Origin of the sequence: Amycolatopsis sp. NPDC005961 (assembly GCF_040629235.1) — a bacterium.
Classification (GTDB): domain Bacteria; phylum Actinomycetota; class Actinomycetes; order Mycobacteriales; family Pseudonocardiaceae; genus Amycolatopsis; species Amycolatopsis camponoti.
In genome coordinates, this window is record NZ_JBEXVF010000094.1 from 15,189 (window position 1) to 33,150 (window position 17,962).

16 protein-coding genes and 1 pseudogene are annotated in these 17,962 nt (G+C 72.3%); 5 read left to right on the top strand and 12 right to left on the bottom strand.

Going from position 1 to position 17,962, the window contains the following annotated elements:
- The first annotated feature begins 20 nt into the window (after positions 1-20).
- The gene (locus ABZ342_RS44250) at positions 21-680 is read left to right on the top strand and encodes a TetR family transcriptional regulator (protein ID WP_360486693.1); all 660 of its coding nucleotides are present in this window, start codon (positions 21-23) and stop codon (positions 678-680) included.
- On the opposite strand, the gene ABZ342_RS44255 is transcribed toward ABZ342_RS44250, so the two are convergent.
- The 7 genes from ABZ342_RS44255 to ABZ342_RS44285 all read right to left on the bottom strand — a co-directional run bounded on the left by ABZ342_RS44255 (position 667) and on the right by ABZ342_RS44285 (position 9,046).
- Positions 667-1,923, bottom strand: a complete 1,257-nt coding sequence (locus tag ABZ342_RS44255; protein WP_360486696.1) for a GrpB family protein — start codon at positions 1,921-1,923, stop codon at positions 667-669. The two genes, ABZ342_RS44250 and ABZ342_RS44255, sit on opposite strands and share 14 nt — an antisense overlap.
- A 58-nt stretch (positions 1,924-1,981) precedes the next feature.
- Positions 1,982-2,836 carry a shikimate dehydrogenase gene (locus tag ABZ342_RS44260; RefSeq protein ID WP_360486699.1) on the bottom strand — a complete coding sequence of 285 codons (855 nt, stop codon included), beginning with the start codon at positions 2,834-2,836 and terminating at the stop codon, positions 1,982-1,984.
- A complete protein-coding gene (gene mltG, locus ABZ342_RS44265; RefSeq protein WP_360486702.1) occupies positions 2,826-5,135 on the bottom strand; it encodes an endolytic transglycosylase MltG in 2,310 nt (769 codons plus the stop codon). Before mltG ends, ABZ342_RS44260 begins: the two co-directional genes overlap by 11 nt.
- Entirely contained in the window at positions 5,132-5,560 is a 429-nt protein-coding gene (ruvX, locus tag ABZ342_RS44270; protein WP_230862612.1) for a Holliday junction resolvase RuvX, read from the bottom strand. The genes mltG and ruvX overlap by 4 nt, the downstream gene beginning before the upstream one ends.
- Before the next feature lie 64 nt (positions 5,561-5,624).
- Entirely contained in the window at positions 5,625-8,285 is a 2,661-nt protein-coding gene (alaS, locus tag ABZ342_RS44275; RefSeq protein WP_360486705.1) for an alanine--tRNA ligase, read from the bottom strand.
- Positions 8,286-8,357: 72 nt separating this feature from the next.
- On the bottom strand, positions 8,358-8,663 hold the full coding sequence (locus ABZ342_RS44280) for a hypothetical protein (protein WP_155542371.1): 306 nt from the start codon (positions 8,661-8,663) through the stop codon (positions 8,358-8,360).
- Positions 8,660-9,046: a DUF948 domain-containing protein gene (locus ABZ342_RS44285; RefSeq protein WP_086865270.1), complete on the bottom strand. Its 387-nt coding sequence runs from the start codon at positions 9,044-9,046 to the stop codon at positions 8,660-8,662. The genes ABZ342_RS44280 and ABZ342_RS44285 overlap by 4 nt, the downstream gene beginning before the upstream one ends.
- A 129-nt stretch (positions 9,047-9,175) precedes the next feature.
- On the opposite strand from ABZ342_RS44285, the gene ABZ342_RS44290 reads away from it, so the two are divergent.
- The gene (locus tag ABZ342_RS44290) at positions 9,176-10,060 is read left to right on the top strand and encodes a hypothetical protein (protein WP_360486709.1); all 885 of its coding nucleotides are present in this window, start codon (positions 9,176-9,178) and stop codon (positions 10,058-10,060) included.
- A 15-nt stretch (positions 10,061-10,075) separates the two neighbouring features.
- Here the strand turns inward: ABZ342_RS44290 and ABZ342_RS44295 are convergent, their stop codons facing one another.
- The 3 genes from ABZ342_RS44295 to ABZ342_RS44305 form a co-directional block, all read right to left on the bottom strand.
- The gene (locus tag ABZ342_RS44295) at positions 10,076-10,921 is read right to left on the bottom strand and encodes an NAD(P)-dependent oxidoreductase (protein ID WP_360486712.1); all 846 of its coding nucleotides are present in this window, start codon (positions 10,919-10,921) and stop codon (positions 10,076-10,078) included.
- A gap of 41 nt (positions 10,922-10,962) precedes the next feature.
- The gene (locus tag ABZ342_RS44300) at positions 10,963-11,340 is read right to left on the bottom strand and encodes a VOC family protein (protein ID WP_155542368.1); all 378 of its coding nucleotides are present in this window, start codon (positions 11,338-11,340) and stop codon (positions 10,963-10,965) included.
- Between the two features lie 131 nt (positions 11,341-11,471).
- Positions 11,472-12,848: a replication-associated recombination protein A gene (locus ABZ342_RS44305; RefSeq protein ID WP_360486715.1), complete on the bottom strand. Its 1,377-nt coding sequence runs from the start codon at positions 12,846-12,848 to the stop codon at positions 11,472-11,474.
- A gap of 141 nt (positions 12,849-12,989) precedes the next feature.
- Here ABZ342_RS44305 and ABZ342_RS44310 point away from each other — a divergent pair, with 141 nt between their 5' ends.
- The 3 genes from ABZ342_RS44310 to ABZ342_RS44320 all read left to right on the top strand — a co-directional run bounded on the left by ABZ342_RS44310 (position 12,990) and on the right by ABZ342_RS44320 (position 15,720).
- A complete protein-coding gene (locus ABZ342_RS44310; RefSeq protein ID WP_360486718.1) occupies positions 12,990-13,685 on the top strand; it encodes a TetR/AcrR family transcriptional regulator in 696 nt (231 codons plus the stop codon).
- Positions 13,686-13,718: 33 nt separating this feature from the next.
- Positions 13,719-14,930 (top strand): cytochrome P450, encoded by a 1,212-nt coding sequence (locus ABZ342_RS44315; RefSeq protein ID WP_360486721.1) that lies wholly within the window; start codon positions 13,719-13,721, stop codon positions 14,928-14,930.
- Between the two features lie 61 nt (positions 14,931-14,991).
- Positions 14,992-15,720 carry a YfcE family phosphodiesterase gene (locus ABZ342_RS44320; protein WP_360486724.1) on the top strand — a complete coding sequence of 243 codons (729 nt, stop codon included), beginning with the start codon at positions 14,992-14,994 and terminating at the stop codon, positions 15,718-15,720.
- Here the strand turns inward: ABZ342_RS44320 and ABZ342_RS44325 are convergent.
- Together ABZ342_RS44325 and ABZ342_RS44330 are read right to left on the bottom strand one after the other, a co-directional pair.
- The gene (locus ABZ342_RS44325) at positions 15,692-16,603 is read right to left on the bottom strand and encodes an SGNH/GDSL hydrolase family protein (RefSeq protein WP_360486727.1); all 912 of its coding nucleotides are present in this window, start codon (positions 16,601-16,603) and stop codon (positions 15,692-15,694) included. The genes ABZ342_RS44320 and ABZ342_RS44325 overlap by 29 nt on opposite strands.
- Before the next feature lie 619 nt (positions 16,604-17,222).
- Positions 17,223-17,962, bottom strand: a pseudogene (locus ABZ342_RS44330) (phosphotransferase); the annotation flags it as partial.

A 17,962-nucleotide genomic window follows, 5' to 3' on the forward strand; every position in this document is an offset into this window, starting at 1 on the left:
CCGGCGCTAACGTGCCGCACGTGGCCAAGAGCGAGGAAACGCGGTCCCTGATCGTCACGACCGCGATGCGGCTGTTCACCGAGAACGGCTACGACCGCACGACGATGCGCGCGATCGCCGCCGGAGCGGGTGTCTCCGTCGGCAACGCCTACTACTACTTCTCGTCGAAGGAACAGCTCATCCAGGGCTTCTACGACGAGATCGCGCGCCGGCACCTCGACGAGGCGCGCGCCCGGATCGGCGGCGAGACCGCGTTCGCCGCCCGCCTGAAGACCGTGCTGCTGTGCTGGCTGGACATCGCCGAGCCCTACCACCGCTTCGGCACGCAGTTCTTCGTCAACGCGGCCGACCCGGAGTCGCCGCTGAGCCCCTTCAGCGACGACTCCTCGGCCGCCCGCGAGGCGTCGATCGGCCTCATGCGCGAGGTCGTCGACGGCTCCGACGTCAAGCTCGACCCGCAGCTGCGCGAGCAGCTGCCGGAGCTGCTCTGGCTCTACCAGATGGGCGTGGTGCTGTTCTGGGTCCACGACCGCTCCGGCGGGCAGAAGCGCAGCCGGATGCTGGTGGAGCGCAGCGTGCCGCTGCTCGCGCGGCTGGCCGCGCTCTCCCGGCTGCGGGTGTTCCGCCCGGTCAGCCGGGAGATCGTCGACCTCATCCAGGACCTGGCTAAGAAGGACTGACGGCCCGGAAGTAGAGGAACCGCGGCTCGGTCCGCAGCTTCACCGTCCACTTCGGGTCGACGTCGGCCGCCTCGGGCACCGGCATCGGCTCCACCAGCCGGTCGACCGCGAACCCGGCGTCGCGGACGGCGTCGAACGTCCAGCTCAGCGGCCGCCGGTAGAAGCGGACCGGGTGCGGTTTCCCGTCGAGGCCGAAGTCGTCTTCGAGCAGTTCGAGCTGGAAGTAGTCGTCCTTCTCGAACCAGCGCCAGTCCTCGCCCGGGTGGTGGACCGAGAACACGAGTACCCCGCCCGGCTTCAGGACGCGCCGGAACTCGGCCAAGGTGGTCGTCCAGTCCTTCAGGTAGTGCAGCACGAGCGACGCCGTGACGACGTCGATCGAGGCGTCCGGCAGCGGCAGCGGCCCGGTGACGTCCACGACCTCGAACCGGGCGACGTCGCCGAACTTCCGCCGGGCGACCTCGACCATGCCCGCGCTGGCGTCGACGCCGAGGACATCCGCGCCCCGCTCGGCCAGCAGCGCGCTGAGGTGCCCGGCCGCGCAGCCGACGTCCAGCACGCTCAGGCCGTCGACGTCACCGGCCAGGTCCACGATCGCCGGCCGGTCGTAGAGGGCGTTGGTGACGGACTTCTCCGCGTGCGACGCGTAGGCCTCGCTGTAGCCGTCGTACTGCTCGGCCCGCGCGCGGGCGAGGATCTCCTCGACCACCGCCGTCTTGGCGGCGGCGTATTGCTGGATGTACTTCCACTCCTTCGCACCCAGCTCACGCATCTTCGCCGCGTAAAGCGCCAGCTCCTCCGGGTGCGACCGCAGCCGGTCGCGGAAGAGCCGGTAGCGCGGCGTCTGGCCGTTGCCCGGCGAGTAGACATGCAGGTTGATGTTCGTGTCCGGGCCCTTGAAGCAGCGGTGCTTCTCCCAGTCCGGCTCGCGGATCACGAGCCGGTAGCCCGCGGTTTCCAGGGCCGGGAGGTACGCGTCTTCGTCGTCGGAGTCCGGCACCTCGAGCAGGATGTCGACGCAGGGCTTGGCGCACAGGCCCGGCACCGACGTCGACCCGACGTGCTCGAGGACGAGCACCCGCTCCCCCAGCGCGCCCCGGATCCGCTCGGCCTCACGCTCGAAGAGCTTCGGCCACTCCGGGTCGTAGTCGACGAGGGTGACCGTGGTGTTGAGCTGCGGCGCCTCGCCGCCGACCCAGCCCGACTCGATCTCGTCCTCGCTCAGCGCTTCTTGGCTGGTCATTCCGGTAGACCCCCTTCTTCAAGGCAGTCGGCCAGATTATCAACACGCGCAAGCGGATTTACGAGATCGGCAGCGGGAGCAGGTTCCCGGTGGCTTCGCGCAGGGCGTCGCGCATCGCCGCGCGCGGGGCCGGCCGGCCGGTGAAGTGCTCGGCCTGCCCGAACGCCTGGTGCAGCAGCATGTCCAGCCCGGTCGCGAGGCGGCCGCCACGGGCGGCGACGGCTTCGGCGAGCGGCGTCGGCCACGGGTGGTAGATGACGTCGAGGACGTGCGCGATGGCCGCGAGGTCGTCCGCCAGGGACGCGACCGCGTCCGGCGGCACGGTGTTCACCAGCACCGCCGCGGAGCCCAGGGCCGCGAAGTCCGTCTCGGACCAGCGAAGCACGTCGACGTCGAGCGAAGCACGCTTCGCCGCGTCGAGGGTTTCGCCGGCTCGGGCCGGATCCCGCACGACCAAGCGCACCTGCCGCACGCCCAGCTCCGCGAGCCCGACGACCGCCGCGGCCGCGGTGCCGCCCGCGCCGAGCACGACGCCGGTGTCCCCGGGTGACGGCTCGTAGCCGCCCGCCGCCCGCAGCGCCCCGGTGACGCCCTCGACGTCGGTGCAGTCCGCGAGCCAGCCCGCGGCGGTGCGGACCAGGGTGTTGGCCGCGCCGACGGCGGCCGCGCGCGGTGTCACCTCGTCCGCGTGGTCCAGCGCCGCGCGCTTGCCCGGCATGGTGACCGAGAGCCCCGCCCACTCCGGGCCGAGTCCCGCGACCAGGCCGGGGAGCTCCTCGGCGCTCGTCTCGATCCGCTCGTACGTCCAGCCGGTCAGGCCGAGCGCGGCGAACGCGGCGCCGTGCAGCACCGGCGACAGCGAGTGCGCCACCGGCTTGCCCAGCACCGCGGCCCGCCGGGGCTCAGAACGCACCGTTCGCCTTTGCCTTCTCGACGTTCTTCTTGTGGTCGTCGAACGACACCGCGAAGCACGACAGGCCGTTCTTCTCGCACTTGACGAAGAACAACCAATCACCCGCCGCCGGGTGCACCGCCGCCTGGATGGCCTCGGGACTCGGCACCGAGATCGGCGTCGGGGTCAACCCCGAGTTCTTGTAGGTGTTGTACGCCCCGGCCTTCTCCCGGTCGCTGTCGTTGGTCGCCAGGGTCGGGCGGTCCAGGACGTAGTTGACCGTGGAGTCCATCTGCAGGCGCATGTTGCTCGCCAGCCGGTTGTAGATCACCCGCGAGAGCTTGCCGAAGTCGGCCTTCACGGCCTCGCGTTCGATGATCGAGGCGATGATCAGCGTCTGGTACGGCGTCATCTCCGGGCCGGTCGACTGCGGGCTCAGGCCGGCGTTCTGGATCGCCGCGGTCGAGCTGCTCACCAGCTGCCCGATGATCTCCTGCGCGGTCGCCCCTGGCCGGACGTCGTAGAGGCCCGGCGCGATCAGGCCCTCGAGCCTGCGGTCCTTGCGGTCGGCCTTGTTCGCGGGCTCGACGGCCCAGTCCGGCACGCCCAGCTTCTTGAGGTCGGCACCGTCGACGACCTTGCGCAGGTCGTCGGTGCTCACGCAGGTGCTCTTGCCGTCGAGCTGCGCGCACGACGCCTTCGCCATCAGGCTGTACACGCCGGGCGTGACCTTGCCGTCGGGCTGGGTGATGTCGTCGAACTGCGTGTACGGCCGGATCTCCAGCTGGCCGACCCGCGACGCCGGCGTGAGGATCCGGTCGACCGCGCTGGCCCCGGACATGTGCGACTTCATCACGTAGAAGCCGTGCTGGATCCGCGAGAGCTTCGGGTTGTCCTCGCCGGCCTTGACGAACGCCTTGCCGCTGGCCACGACGCCGGCTGTGGCGAGCTTCGCGCCGATCGCCGACGTCGAGTCGCCGTCGTCGACCTGGAACAGCACGTCGCCGTCGCCGGAGCCCTCGAAGTCGTCGTAGCCGAAGATCTTGTTGAAGCCGTAGTAGGCACCGCCCGCGAGCAGCACGATCACCACGAGCGCGGCGACCCAGCCGAGGGCGCGCTTGCCCTTCTTCTTCTTGCGCGGCTTCTCCGGCTCTTCCTCGTAGCCGTCCTCGTACTCGGCGTCGTCGTAGTCCTCGTAGTCGCCGTCGTACTCGTCGTAGTCCTCGTACTGCGCGTACTCGTCGTCCTCGGCGAAGAACTCCTCGGGCTCCTCGTGCGCCGGCTCGGCCGGGGCCTGCGCCGGGATGATGTCGGTCACCGGCTCCTCGCGCACGGGCGGGGGCGGCGGACGACGGCGCCGAGGCGGCTCCGCACCGGGTTCGGGCACGCCGACAGAGCGGTCACCCGGCTGGACGGACCGCCGCGGGGGTTCCGGTGCCCCGAGACGGGGGTCGGACGCGGCGTCGGGATCCAACGCCGCCCGGCGACGGCGCGCCTCGACGGCCTCGTCGGGATCGGGTGCCGCCCGGCGGCGCCGCGGATCGGCGGCTTCGCCCGGGTCGGGAGCGGCGCGACGCCGCCGGCCCGGCTCCACGGGCTCGTCGGGGGCGGACGCGGCCCGGAACCGGGCGAGGTCGGCCACCTCGTCCGACGCGCCCCGCGAGCGGCGCGGAACCGGGCCTTCGTCCTCCGGCGCGCCGCGGAGGCGGCTCGCCTGTGCTTCGGCGGCCTCTTCCAGGTCGAGCATCGCCTGGTGGCGGCGCGCGGCGTCGGCTTCGGCCAGCTCTTCGGGAGTCGGACGGCGACGGCGCGCGTCCGCCGGCTCGGCCGGGACCGGCGCGGGACGGCGGCGGCGCGGGGCCGCTTCGTCGGGTGCCGGGGCCGGACGCCGGCGCCGGGGTTCGGCGGGCTCGCCGGGATCCGGGGCCGCGCGGCGGCGGCGCGGGGGCGTCCCGTCGGCGGCACCGTCGTCGAGGCCGTGGCGGGCCCGGACCGGTGCGGAGCGCTCGGCGTCCCGCGGGTCGAACTCGTCGTCGGCGGGGGGCAGCGTGGCCGGCGGCTCGAGCCGGCGACGGCGGCCGGACGGCGGCGCGTCGCGGCGCGGGTCGTACCCCGGCTCGGGCCGCGCCCGGCGCGACGGCTGGGGCAGCTCGTGAGAGCCACTGTGTCGCGACGGCTGCGGAAGCTCTTGATAGCCACTCGCGTGGGGGTCGTGCGGGTCCGCACGACGTGGTGCGGGCCGGGACGGCGGCGGGGTGGCCGGTCCTGGTTCGCGAAGTCGCCTGCGCCCGCGTGGGGGCTCAGGTGGCTGCTCGTTCATCGGTCTCCCTCCCGGGCGCGGTGCGCAGCTGCGGCGTCGATCCAGGCCTGCAGGATCTCGACGGCGGCGGCCTGGTCGACCACCGCTCGCTGCTTGCGGCCTTTGACCCCGCGCTGGGAGAGGATGCGGGATGCGGTGACCGTGGTCAGCCGCTCGTCGCCCAGCCGGACCGGCACGGGCGCGACGCGCCCGGCCAGGCGTTCAGAATACGCGATCGCCAGCTCGGCCGCCGGACCCTGCCGGTTGGCGAGCGTTCGCGGCAGGCCCACGATCACCTCGACCACCTCGTGCTCGGTGACGAGGGCGGCCAGCTGGTCCAGATCACTGTCGTCGGTCGCATCGCGGGAGAGGGTAACCAATGGCGATGCGAGCACGGGGGCCGGATCGCTCAGCGCCACCCCGACCCGGACGGATCCGACATCCACCCCGAGCCGACGGCCGCGGCCCGGATCGTCCTTGCCTGGCCGATCCGGGCCGCGGTTCCCGCGGTTAACCAATGCCGGCAATCGCCGAACGGAGGGCGGTGACCGCCTCGGCCGCGCCGGCCGGGTTGGTGCCGCCACCCTGGGCCATGTCGGGCTTGCCGCCGCCGCGGCCGCCGATCTTCTCGGCGAACGACGGGACGAGCTTGCCCGCCGCGATGCCCTTGTCCTGCGCCGCCTTCGTCGTCGCGACGACGAAGCTCAGCTTCTCGCCGGCCGGGGAGAACAGCGCCACCACGCCGGGCCGCGTGCCGAGCCGGCCGCGGATGTCGGAGGCGAGCGCGCGCAGGCCGTTGCCGTCGACGTCCGGGACGACCTCCGCCACCACGGTGACGCCGCCGATCTCCTGCGCCTTGTCGAGCAGCGAGCCCGCCGAGCCCAGCACCTGCTGGGTCTTGAGCTGCGTGATCTCCTTCTCGGCGTTCTTCAGCCGGGTCAGGACGTCCTCGATGCGGCCCGGCAGCTCGTCCGACGGCACCTTGAAGGTGTTCGCCAGCTGCGAGACCAGCAGCTGCTCCTTGCGGACGTACTTCAGCGCGTCCGAGCCGACCAGTGCCTCGACGCGGTGCACGCCCGAGCCGATGGAGGCGTCGGAGACGAGCTTGACCAGGCCGAGCTGGCCGATCCGGTCGACGTGCGTGCCACCGCAGAGCTCGCGGGAGTACTCGCCCATGTCGACCACGCGGACGTCGTTGCCGTACTTCTCGCCGAACAGCGCAACCGCGCCCAGCTCGAGGGCCTTGTCCTTGGTCGTGGTGAAGCTCTGCACCTCGACGTTCGTCTGCAGGTAGTCGTTGACCTCCTGCTCGACCTCGGTCAGCACGTCCGCCGACACCGAGCCCGGCGTGGTGAAGTCGAACCGCATGCGGCCCGGCGAGTTCAGCGAACCCGCCTGCGCCGCGCGCTTGCCGTACGCGCCGCGGACGGCCGCGTGCACCAGGTGCGTCGCGGAGTGCGAGCGCTCGATGGACAGCCGGCGGTGCGCGTCGACCGAGCCGGTGACCCTGGAGTCCAGGCCGATCTCGCCGTCGACGACCTCGACGCGGTGCACGAACAGGCCCGGGACGATCTTCTGGACGTCGAGGACCTTCAGCTCGACGCCGTCGCCCAGCAGCACGCCGGTGTCGGCGACCTGGCCACCGCTCTCGGCGTAGAACGGCGTGCGGTCGAGGACCAGCTCCGCCTTCCTGCCCGCCGAGACGCTGCGGACCGGCTGCCCGTCTTCGAGCAGCGCGACGACCTTCGCCTCGGCCTGCAGGTCGGTGTAGCCGAGGAACTCGGTCTCGCCGTGCTGCTCCAGGACCTTCCGGTACTCCGAGAGGTCGCCGTGGCCGGTCTTGCGGGCCGCCGCGTCCGCCTTCGCGCGGGTGCGCTGCTCGTTCATGAGCGTGCGGAAGCCGTCCTCGTCGACGGTCAGGCCCTGCTCGGCCGCCATCTCGAGGGTCAGGTCGATCGGGAAGCCGTAGGTGTCGTGCAGCTGGAAGGCCTTGTCGCCGGCGAGCACGTCGCCACCGCCGCGCTTGGTCTCCTCGGCCGCCAGGTCGAAGATGCGCGAGCCGCTCGTCAGGGTCGAGAGGAACGCCTCCTCCTCGATCCGGACGACCTCGCTGATGCGGTCGAACCCGCTGACCAGCTCCGGGTAGGTCGGGCCCATGGTGTCGCGCACGACCTTCGCGAACTCCTGCAGCACCGGCTCCTGCACGCCCAGCAGGCGCGTCGAGCGGACGATGCGGCGCAGCAGCCGGCGCAGCACGTAGCCGCGGCCGTCGTTGCCCGGGGTGACGCCGTCGCCGATCAGCATGACGCCGGTGCGGGCGTGGTCGGCGATGACGCGGAAGCGGACGTCGTCGGCGTGGTTCGAGCCGTAGCGGCGGCCGGAGAACTCCTCGGCGCGGCCGATGACCGGGCGCACGAGGTCGGTCTCGTAGACGTTCTCGACGCCCTGCAGGATCGTCGCGACCCGCTCGACGCCCATGCCGGTGTCGATGTTCTTCTTCGGCAGCACGCCGATCGGCTTGTGCCCGAGCTTGGGGCTCAGGTCGCCGCGGACGTCCTGCATGAAGACGAGGTTCCAGATCTCGATGTAGCGGTCCTCGTCGGCGACCGGGCCGCCCTCGCGGCCGTACGCCGGGCCGCGGTCGTAGTAGATCTCCGAGCAGGGGCCGCCGGGACCGGGCACGCCCATGTCCCAGTAGTTGTCCTTGCCGTCGCGCTCCTGGATGCGCTCGCCGGGCAGCCCGGTGAGCTTGCGCCACAGGCCGGCCGCCTCGGCGTCGTCGTTGTAGACGGTCGCCCAGATGCGGTTCGGGTCGAGGCCGAAGCCGCCTTCGCCCTGGGGCTTGGTGATCAGCTCCCAGGCGTACTCGATGGCGCCTTCCTTGAAGTAGTCGCCGAAGGAGAAGTTGCCGGCCATCTGGAAGAACGTGTTGTGCCGGGTGGTCTTGCCGACCTCGTCGATGTCCGGCGTGCGCACGCACTTCTGCACGGAGGTCGCGCGCGGGTACGGCGGCGGCGCCTCACCGAGGAAGTACGGCTTGAACTGCACCATGCCGGCGTTGACGAACAGCAGGTTGGGGTCGTCGAGGATCAGCGGCGCGCTGGGCACGCGCGTGTGGCCCTTGCTTTCGAAATGGCGCAGGAAACGATCGGTGATTTCGTGTGTGTCCACGGAGTCTGTCCTTGTACTGGTGGCGAAGAGCGGGGCGACGTCGACGGCGGAAGGGTTCCGGGCAGGCCCGGATCAGCCCTCCGCCCGGCGAGCTCGCCGGACCGGGCGCCGGGCGGCAGCGGCGTGCCGTCCTTCGGCGCGGGGCGCGGTGACGCCCGTGCGCTCCTCGACCATGTCGTGCAACTCCTGCTCCCGCTCGCTCATGCCCGCGCGGACCTCCGCGCCGAACGAACCCACGGCGCCGGCCAGCTCGCGCACGGCCTCGCCCAGGTTCGATGCTAACCCGGCCGGAGTGGCCTGACGAGCGGTTTCGGCGGCCTTGCGGGACAGCGCGACCCCGGCGACCACGCCGACGCCGAGCCAGAACAGCCGCTTCACTTCGCCGCCTTCTTCGCGGCCTTCAGCGCGTTCTTCTTCTTGCGCGCCCGGATCGCCTTGCTGAGCCCGTAGGACAGCGCCGCGGTCTTGACGAGCGGGCCGCCCAGGGTCGCGGTGAACACCGACGTCAGCGCGGAGACGTTCCCGGTGACGGCCTGCGCGTTCGACGTGATCCCGTCCACCCGCTCGAGCTGGGTGTTGACGTGCGTGATCGTCTGGTTCGCGCCGATCAGCAGCGGATCGGTGTTGCTGTTGGTGCGCTCGATCGCCTCGGTGGCCGCGTCCAGCGTCTTGCCGAGCTTGATCAGCGGGATCGCCAGCAGGACGACCAGCACCACGAATGCTCCTGCGGCGATCAACGCGGCGATCTGCCCTGCCGACACGGGCCCTCCTCGGTTCACGGGTCTTGGGTGCGGATGAGGTTACCGCCTGGCCCGGTTCCCGACCGTGTCACCCCGCGCGGGCCGGAAAACGCCTCGCTCCCCGCGGCGGCGACGCGGTAGACCTGGGCGATGGCACACGACGACGGACCGGGCCGCCGGGTCCTCTCCGGCCCGGGCGGGGCCGCGGCCGACGTGCTGGCCGCGTTGCCCGGCGCCGACCTGACGACGGTCCAGCTGGAGGTCGCGCGGCGGCGGGCGTCCCGGCTGGCCGGGCCGGACGTGCTGCGCCGGCACCGGGCCGACCGGTTCACCGGCCCGAGTCCCCTGCCGTTCGCGCTGCTGCGGCGGGTCGAGGACGCGGTGCTGGGCGCGGCGTCCGGTTTCGACCTGGTGACGCTCGCGCCGCTGGTCCCGCTGGGGACGCATTCGGCGGTGACCGGGCTGGCCCAGCACCGGGTGGTGCCGACCGGCCGCGGCACGGAGGTCGCCGCGGACCCGACGACGGGGCTGGCCCTGGAGGCGGCGGTGCGGCGCGCCGCCGGGGGTGTCGTCCGGCTGGCGACGGTGCAGCGCGTGGTGCGCGCCCAGCCGGTCCCGGCCGGGTTGTTCGCGCACTTCTCGCTGTTCGGCGCGGTGACGGCCGGACGCGACACGGGCGACCGGGAGTTCGAGCGGGCGGCGCTGGCCGAGCACGCGCGGCTGATGGTGGCCGGGTGCCGCGCGCTGGGGGCCACGGCGGTCTCGCTGGGCGTGACGGTGCTGGACCCGCGGTTCGAGGGCCTGCTCACCGCGGTGGAGGTGCCGGTCCACCCGTTCCCGGACCGCGAAGGCGGCCGCGGCGGGTACTACGAGGGGCTGTGCTTCAAGGTGTACGCGTCCTTCGGCGGCGAACTCCTCGAGGTCGGCGACGGCGGCTTCACGCCGTGGACGCGCCGGCTGCTGGGGAACGCGAAGGAGCGGTTGATGACGAGCGGCCTCGGCGTCGACCGCCTGGCCACGCTCCTCCCGGCTTAGCGGCGGGAGCCGGGGTCAGCTTTCCTTGATCACCGCGGTGTAGAGCGCGGCCATGTCCTCTTCGCCGTGGCCCGCCTCCACCGCCGCCTCCAGGTGGGCCAGCGCCGCGCGGGCCCCCGCCACGTCGACCTCGGCGCCCGCCGCCTCGACCACCAGACGCGCGTCCTTCGCCGCCAAGGCCGCCGGGAAGGCCGGTGGGTACTCGCCCGCCAGCATCGCAGCACCCTTCACGTGGGCGTAGCCGACGTCGAGGCTGCCGCCCTCGATCGTCTCCAGGAACAGCGACGGGTCCAGGCCCAGCCCGCGGGCCAGGCCGAGGCTCTCGGCCGTCGCGTTGGTCAGCGCGAGCACCCACGCGTTCACCACCAGCTTCAGCCGGCTCCCCTGCCCGGCCGGGCCGAGCCACCGCGTCTTCACGGCGACCGCGTCGAACACCGGCGTGGCCGCGGGGCGGGCCTCGTCCGGCCCGGACGCCAGCACCTGCAGCTGCGCCTGCTCCGCGGGCGTCCGCGTGCCGAGCACGGGCGCGTCGACGAACACGACGCCCGCCTTTTCGGCCGCCGCGGCGAGGCGGTCGGTCCAGTCGAGGCCGACCGTGCTCATCTGCAGCCACAACGTGCCCGAAGCGGGCGAAGCGGCTTCGAACGCCGAAGCGACCGCGGGTCCGTCCGCGAGCATCGTCACCAGGATGTCCGCGCCCTCGGCCGCGACGGCCGCCGAGTCGGCGACGGTGGCGACATCGGCGAGGGGCTCGGCCTTCGCCCGGGTCCGGTTCCAGACCCGGACCTCCAAGCCCGCCTTCGCGATGTTGGCCGCCATCGGCGCGCCCATGATTCCGGTTCCGAGAAAAGCGACGCTCATGTCCCCATCGTGCCGAACGCGCGCCCGTCCCGCAGTTCGCGTCAGTAGTCGCCGAGGAGGCAGAAGGGGTGGCCGGCCGGGTCGGCGTAGACGCGCCAGCCGCGGCCGCCGAGGTCGGGGTCCAGCAGCCGGCCGCCGTTCACCAGCACCTGGTGGTGGGATTCCCGGAAGTCGTCGACCTCGAAGTCGAGGTGGAACTGCTGCGGGAAGGCGGGGTCGGGCCAGCGCGGCGGCCGGTAGTCGAACGAGCGCTGGAACCCCAGGACGATCCCGCCGGCGTGCAGGGTCGACCAGTCCTCGTCGACGCGCCACCGCGGGTCCGGCCGGTCCACCTCGCCGCCGAGCAGCGCCTGGTAGAAGCGGGCGAGCACCACCGGTTCCGGACAGTCCAGGACGATGCACTGCAGTGTCGCGGGCACGGGAGCGCCTCCTGCGGTCGCGGCGACCCCGGTTCGTGACCGCCTCAAGGCGCGAAGCTTACGAAACCCGATGATCTTGGCTTCCGCGGGCCACGCTGGTGATCAGGTTCCCGGCGATTCGTCCGCCGGGCTCACTTCTCCCCGCGGATCGTCCGGCGCAGCTTCGGGACGCGCTCGGCGAGCGTGCGCTCGGCGCCGCGCTGGGTCGGCTCGTAGTAGTCCTTGCCGACCAGTTCGTCCGGCGGGTACTGCTGGGCCAGCACGCCCTCCGGGACGCCGTGCGGGTAGCGGTAGCCCTGCGCGTTGCCGAGCTTCTTCGCGCCCGCGTAGTGCCCGTCGCGCAGGTGCGGCGGGACGGTGCCGGCGAGCCCGCCGCGGACGTCGGCCAGCGCGGCGTCGATGCCCGCGATCACCGCGTTCGACTTCGGGGCCGTCGCGAGGTGCACGGTCGCCTGCGCCAGCGCGAGCCGTCCCTCCGGCATGCCGATGAACTGCACCGCGTGCGCCGCCGCGACGGCCGACTGCAGCGCCGTCGGGTCGGCCATCCCGATGTCCTCGCTGGCGTGCACGACCAGCCGCCGGGCGAGGAACCGCGGGTCCTCCCCCGCTTCGATCATGCGGGCCAGGTAGTGCAGCGCGGCGTCCACATCGGACCCGCGGATCGACTTGATGAACGCGCTGATGACGTCGTAGTGCTGGTCGCCGTCGCGGTCGTAGCGCACCGCCGCCTTGTCCACAGTGGACTCGACGATCGGCAGGTCGATGGTCTTCGCCTCGGTCGCCGACGCCGCGTCCGCCGCCGCCTCCAGCGCGGTCAGCGCGCGGCGCGCGTCACCGCCGGCGAGCCGGACGAGGTGGGCGCGGGCGTCGTCGGTCAGCGTCAGCTCGCCGCCGAGACCGCGTTCGTCGGCCAACGCGCGTTCGAGCAGCTGCGTGATGTCCTCGTCGGTCAGCGGGCGCAGCTGCAGCACCAGCGACCGCGACAGCAGCGGCGAGACGACGGAGAACGACGGGTTCTCGGTGGTCGCCGCGACCAGCAGCACCGTGCGGTCCTCGACCGCGCCGAGCAGCGCGTCCTGCTGGGTCTTGGAGAACCGGTGGACCTCGTCGATGAACAGCACGGTGTTCTCGGCGTTGTACTGCCGGCGCCGGCGCGCCTCCTCGATGACGCCGCGGACCTCCTTGACCCCCGCCGAAAGCGCCGACATCGCGACGAACCGGCGCCCGGTCGCGATCGAGACCAGGTTGGCCAGGGTCGTCTTGCCCGTGCCGGGCGGGCCGTAGAGCAGCACCGACGCCGGCGCGGCGCCCTCGACCAGCCGCCGCAGCGGAGCGCCTTCGCGCAGCAGGTGCTGCTGGCCGACGACCTCGTCGAGCGCGCGCGGCCGCATCCGCACGGCCAGCGGGGAGCTCGCCGGGTCCGCCTGCCGCTCGTCCGCGTTCGACGTCGTCCGCTCCGGTGGCGGCGCGATGTCGGTGTTCACGGTGAAGAGCTCGTCCTGTGCCACACGGATGACGTTAACCGAAGCCACCGACAGAACCCTTGCCCCGGTCCACGCGGCAGCGCTACCGTCGTGATGACTGGTTGACCAAAAGTGCGAATCCGGTCAATAGGTCAAACGCTCAACGGAACCGCAGGTGGAGAACGCATGAGTCATCCCAACCGCGAACGCGCGGACCGCATCCTGGACGCGGCGGGCGAGCTGCTGCTGCGCATGGGCTACCGGAAGGTGGCGGTCGACGACATCGCGCGCGCGGTCGGCATCGGCAAGGGCACCGTCTACCTGCACTGGCGCAACAAGGAGCTGCTGTTCCAGGCGCTGATGATGCGTGAGTCGGCCGACCTGACCGACGAGATCCTGGGCCGGATCAAGGCCGACCCGGCGATGATCCTGCCGCACAAGATGATCTCGGCGTCGTTCCTCACCACGCACCGCCGTCCGCTGGTGATGGCGATGCTGCGCGGCAAGGCCGACATGTTCGGCTCGCTCGGCGACGTCGCCCTGCGCAAGCAGCAGGACGAGCTGCGCGCGCGGTTCGAGGAGGCGATGCTCCGGCGCGGGCTGATCCGCTCGGACGTCCCGAACCTCACGTACGCGCTCAACGCCGCGACGCTCGGCTTCTACCTGGGCGACACGCTTTCCGACGAGTTCGACGGCATCCCGCTCGAGGACAAGGCGGAGGTGCTCGCCCACCTGATCCGCACCGCGTTCGAACCGGCCGGGGAGCCCGATCCCGCGGCGGTCGCGGACGTGGCGGCGGAACTGAGCTCGGCGCTCGAGGCGCTCGTCTCGGGCTACCGGCAAGGGATCTACGCACACGATCCCGCCAGGGCACCCGGCTGACCCGGGGCCACCAAGGGGAAAGAAGGGGCGGACATGACCACCACACAAGCGGACACCTGGGGCCTCCACGAATCCCAGTTCTGGCTGCGGGGGAAGCAGCCCGGGGAGCGCGTGCACCACGCGGCCGAGCTCGGGTTCTGGAACGTCTACGGGCACCCGGAGGCCGAAGAGGTCCTGCGCGACCCGGCGACGTACTCCTCGGACACCACCCGGCTGGTGCCGAAGGACATGATGCCCGACATCGACCTCGAGGAGATGCAGGCGGGCAACCTGCTGCAGCTGGACCCGCCGCTGCACAACAAGATGCGCAAGCTCGTCAGCCGGGCGTTCACGCCGAAGGTCGTCGCGGACCTGGAGCCGCGCATCGCGGCGGTGACGCACGAGATGCTCGACGCGGCGGGCGGCGACGGCCGGCTCGAGCTGGTCGAAGACCTCGCCTACCCGTTGCCGGTGATCGTCATCGCGGAGCTGCTGGGGGTCCCCGCGAGCGACCGGCACCTGTTCAAGGGCTGGGTGGACAAGCTGTTCGACTCCTCGGAGCAGTTCTCGCTGAAGGAGCAGTCCCAGGGGCGGCAGGAGGCGGTCGAGAAGTCCCTGGAAGGGCAGAAGGCCCTCGTCGAGTACCTGGGGCAGCACGTCGACGAACGGCGCAAGCAGCCCCGCGAGGACCTGCTGACGAAGCTCGTCGAAGCCGAAGTCGACGGCGAGAAGCTGACCCGCAACGAGGTCGTCAACTTCGCCAACGTCCTGCTGCTGGCCGGGCACATCACCACCACGATGCTGCTCGGCAACGCGGTGCTGTGCCTGGACACGCACCGCGAGTGGGACGAGCGCGTGCGCGCCGACCGGTCGCTGGTGCCGCCGGTGATCGAGGAGTCGCTGCGGTACCTGTCGCCGTTCGCGGCGGTGGCCCGCGCGACGACGCGCGAGGTCGAGCTGGGCGGCACGACCGTGCCGGCGGACCAGATGCTGATGGTCTGGGTCGCCGCGGCCAACCGGGACGACCGGGTGTTCGCCGAGCCGGACACGTTCAACCCGCTCCGCGACCCCAACCCGCACCTCGCGTTCGGCCGCGGGATCCACTTCTGCATCGGAGCACCGCTCGCGCGGCTCGAAGGGCGGGTGGCGCTGAACATCCTGTTCGACCGCTACCCGGCGCTGCGCACGATCCCGGGTGAGTCGCCGAAGTTCCAGATCAACCCGAACATGACGGGGGTGCGGGAGCTGCCGCTCACCACGGCGTGAACCGGTTGCGCCCTGGGCGAAATCCCTCGCCCGGGGCGCCGCCGTGCCCGAAGGTGGGCCGATGAACGTGGCGGTGCTCTCGGACATCCACGGCGTCCTCCCGGCGCTGGAGGCCGTGCTCGCCGAGCCGGACGTCGCGGCGGCGGATCGGATCGTCCTGCTCGGTGACCTGCTCGCGGGCCCGATGCCGGTCGAGACCCTCGAGCGGCTGCGGGCGCTGGGTTCGCGGGCGGTCTGGGTGCGGGGCAACGCCGACCGGGAGCTGGCGGCGTCCGCGCGCGGCACCGGGAAGTTCGTCCCGGACCCGATCTTCCCGTGGGCGGCGCGGCAGCTGCGTCCCGCGGATCTGCCGGTGCTCGACGCCCTGCCGCTGACGGTGACGCTCGACAGCGTGCTGTTCTGCCACGCGACCCCTCGGGACGACACGGAAATCGTGCTCGTCGACAGCCCGCTGGAGCGGTGGGCGGAGGTCTTTTCCGGGGTGGCCGAGCGAACGGTCGTGCTGGGTCACACGCACATGCCGTTCGTCCGGCTGGCAGACCGGCGGCTGGTCGTCAACCCCGGGAGCGTCGGAATGCCTTACGGCGCCAGGGGTGCGCACTGGGCCCTGCTCGGCGACGGCGTCCAGCTGCGGCGCACGGCGTACGACGTCGAGGAGGCGTGCCGGTTCCTGGCCGCGCGGTCGGGTTATCCCGGCATCGAGGAGTGGGCGGACTACTTCGTCCGGAACCCGGCGTCGGACGCGGAGGCGTTGCGGGTGTTCAGCGGCCCTGGAACGACTTCCACATGATGACCGCGGCGTAGGGCAGGAACTCGCGGCCGCGGCGCCAGAGCCACGGGATTCCCTTGAGCACCAGCCATCCCACGTGCCCGGAGGCGCTCGGCTCGACGCCGCCGCTGCAGGTGAGGCTCACCGGCTCGGGAACGTCGAAGCCGGCTTCGGCCAGCAGGCCGGTGAAGCCGTCCGCGAGCAGGCGGTGGCCGAGTTCGGAGGGGTGCAGCCGGTCGACGCTCCAGACGGTCAGGTCGTAGGCGCCGGGGAGGCGGTCGAGGTCGAGGCAGGGCACGCGTTCGCGGGCGACGACCTCGTCGATGGCGGCGTTCAGCTCGCCGACGCGCGCGCTGAGGGCGCGCTTGAGCGACGGCGGGAGGCGGAAGACCTTGCTGTGGTCGTGGAAGCGCACCGGGATGACGGTGGTCTTCACCTCCCGGAGCCGCCGGATGACCTCGGTGAGGTCGGCGGCGATCCGGGCGGCGTCGAAGTCCGGGCGCAGGGTGTCGTTCATGCCGGCGACGAGCAGAGCGACATCGGGCCGATGCGCGACGGCGGCGGGCACCTGTTCGGTGAGCACGCACCGCATCCGGGCGCCGGTGAAGGCGGGGTTGAGGTAGCCGTCCGCCTCGACCCCGAGCGCCTCCGCGACGAGCGGGCCGACCCCGCGCCAGCCGCCACGCTTGGGCAGGGGATCCCCGAGCCCGACGGCGGTGGAGTCGCCGAGCACGACGAGCCGCCGGGCGCGCTTGAGGACTGGCGCGACGGCTTCCAGCGGCGGCGCGACGGCTTCCAACGCGGGCACGGCGGCTTCCAGCGGCGGCACGGCCGCGAGCGCGGGGCGGGAGGGTTCGGGGAACGGAGTGACTTCGACACTCATCACGGTCACGCCCACGACCATCGGCCACGGAAGCTCACTTGCGGTGAGGACGAGGTAACACGCCCGCGACCGGGCGCCTAATTCTTGACGCTCACCTCACAGGTGCCGGAAAAGTCGCGTTTTCGCGGGTTGGGCCTCGTTGACGATGCCGAGGCCCACCGCCTGAGCCGGACCAGGCCAAGCGGCGTCCGGACTTCACCAAGCTGCCCGCGGTGCCCCCGGCGATCGCCCCCGCCCCGAAAGCAGCCCCCGCCCGTCCCTGGGGGACAGCCCCGCTTCCAGCGTATCGGCGAGGCCCGACGAAAAGCCCAAAGCAGCCGCCCAACAGCCGACCGATCCACATCACGACCCCCCTGTGGACAACCACCCGACCTCAGCAAAAAGGCCGGATAAAAGCCAGATCGGCATGCGGACCCAGCCGCGCCGCCAAAGCCGCCGCCACCCGGGCCAGGCCAGGCCAAGCCAGGCCGACGATGCCCGCCGCCGACGAACGCCCCCGCCCCGAAAGCAGCCCCCGCCCGTCCCTGGGGGAGCAGCCCCGCTTCCAGCGTATCGGCGAGCCCCGACGGAAACCCGAAAACAGCCGCCCAACAGCCGACCGATCCACATCACGGCCACCCTGTGGACAACCACCCCGGACTCAGCGAAAAGCCGGATAAAAAGCCAGATCGGCATGCGGACCCAGCCGCGCCGCCAAAGCCGCCGCCACCCGGGCCGCGAACTCCGATACCGCCGTCATCCGGACGTACCCCGCGTGCCTCGCCAAGTCGCGCCACCACGTAACCAGCGCCGCCTCGCGGCTCACCGGGGCCGCGTGGCGGGACAGGTCCAGCGAGCCCAGCTCCTCGCCCGTGATCAGCCACACCCGCAGCAGCTCGCTGCTCGTCAGGTGCGCGGCCAGGGCCTCGTCGTCGGCCAGGGCCGGCCAGACCGCCACCACCTCCGCGCGCCACGCCGCGATCATCGCCTCGCTCATGCCCGCCGGGAGGGCCAGCGCGTCCGGCCAGCTCGCGAACGGGAGCCTCAGGTGCGCCGCGTCGACCAGGACCGACCGGACGCAGCCGTACTCGAAGTCGAGGAACCGGACGCTCTCGCCCGTCACCAGGTTGTTGTCCGGGCTCAGTTCCACCGGGCTGAACGCGCGAAAGCCGGCCGAATCAGCCTGCTCCCGCGCCGCCGCCACCTGCGCGAGGACCTCGTCCGGCGCCGGAATGCCGAGCCGCTCCTGGATCACCGCCGGCACCCGTGAGCCCAGCTCGTCGCCGTCGCCGTCGCCGGGGTCGGTCTTCGCCGGGCCTCCCAGCCGCCGCAGCAGCGCGTTGAAGTCGGCTTCGCGCCCCGCCGTGCTCGCGTGCAGCCGGCCCAGGGAACGGGCCCACG

Bases quoted from the DNA above. Each gene is read 5' to 3' on its own strand.
- ABZ342_RS44315 (WP_360486721.1), top strand. From the start codon at position 13,719: ATGACCACCACACAAGCGGACACCTGGGGCCTCCACGAATCCCAGTTC.
- ABZ342_RS44295 (WP_360486712.1), bottom strand. From the start codon at position 10,921: ATGAGCGTCGCTTTTCTCGGAACCGGAATCATGGGCGCGCCGATGGCG.
- ABZ342_RS44255 (WP_360486696.1), bottom strand. From the start codon at position 1,923: ATGACCAGCCAAGAAGCGCTGAGCGAGGACGAGATCGAGTCGGGCTGG.
- ABZ342_RS44325 (WP_360486727.1), bottom strand. From the start codon at position 16,603: ATGGTCGTGGGCGTGACCGTGATGAGTGTCGAAGTCACTCCGTTCCCC.
- ABZ342_RS44310 (WP_360486718.1), top strand. From the start codon at position 12,990: ATGAGTCATCCCAACCGCGAACGCGCGGACCGCATCCTGGACGCGGCG.
- mltG (WP_360486702.1), bottom strand. From the start codon at position 5,135: ATGAACGAGCAGCCACCTGAGCCCCCACGCGGGCGCAGGCGACTTCGC.
- ABZ342_RS44320 (WP_360486724.1), top strand. From the start codon at position 14,992: ATGAACGTGGCGGTGCTCTCGGACATCCACGGCGTCCTCCCGGCGCTG.
- ABZ342_RS44290 (WP_360486709.1), top strand. From the start codon at position 9,176: ATGGCACACGACGACGGACCGGGCCGCCGGGTCCTCTCCGGCCCGGGC.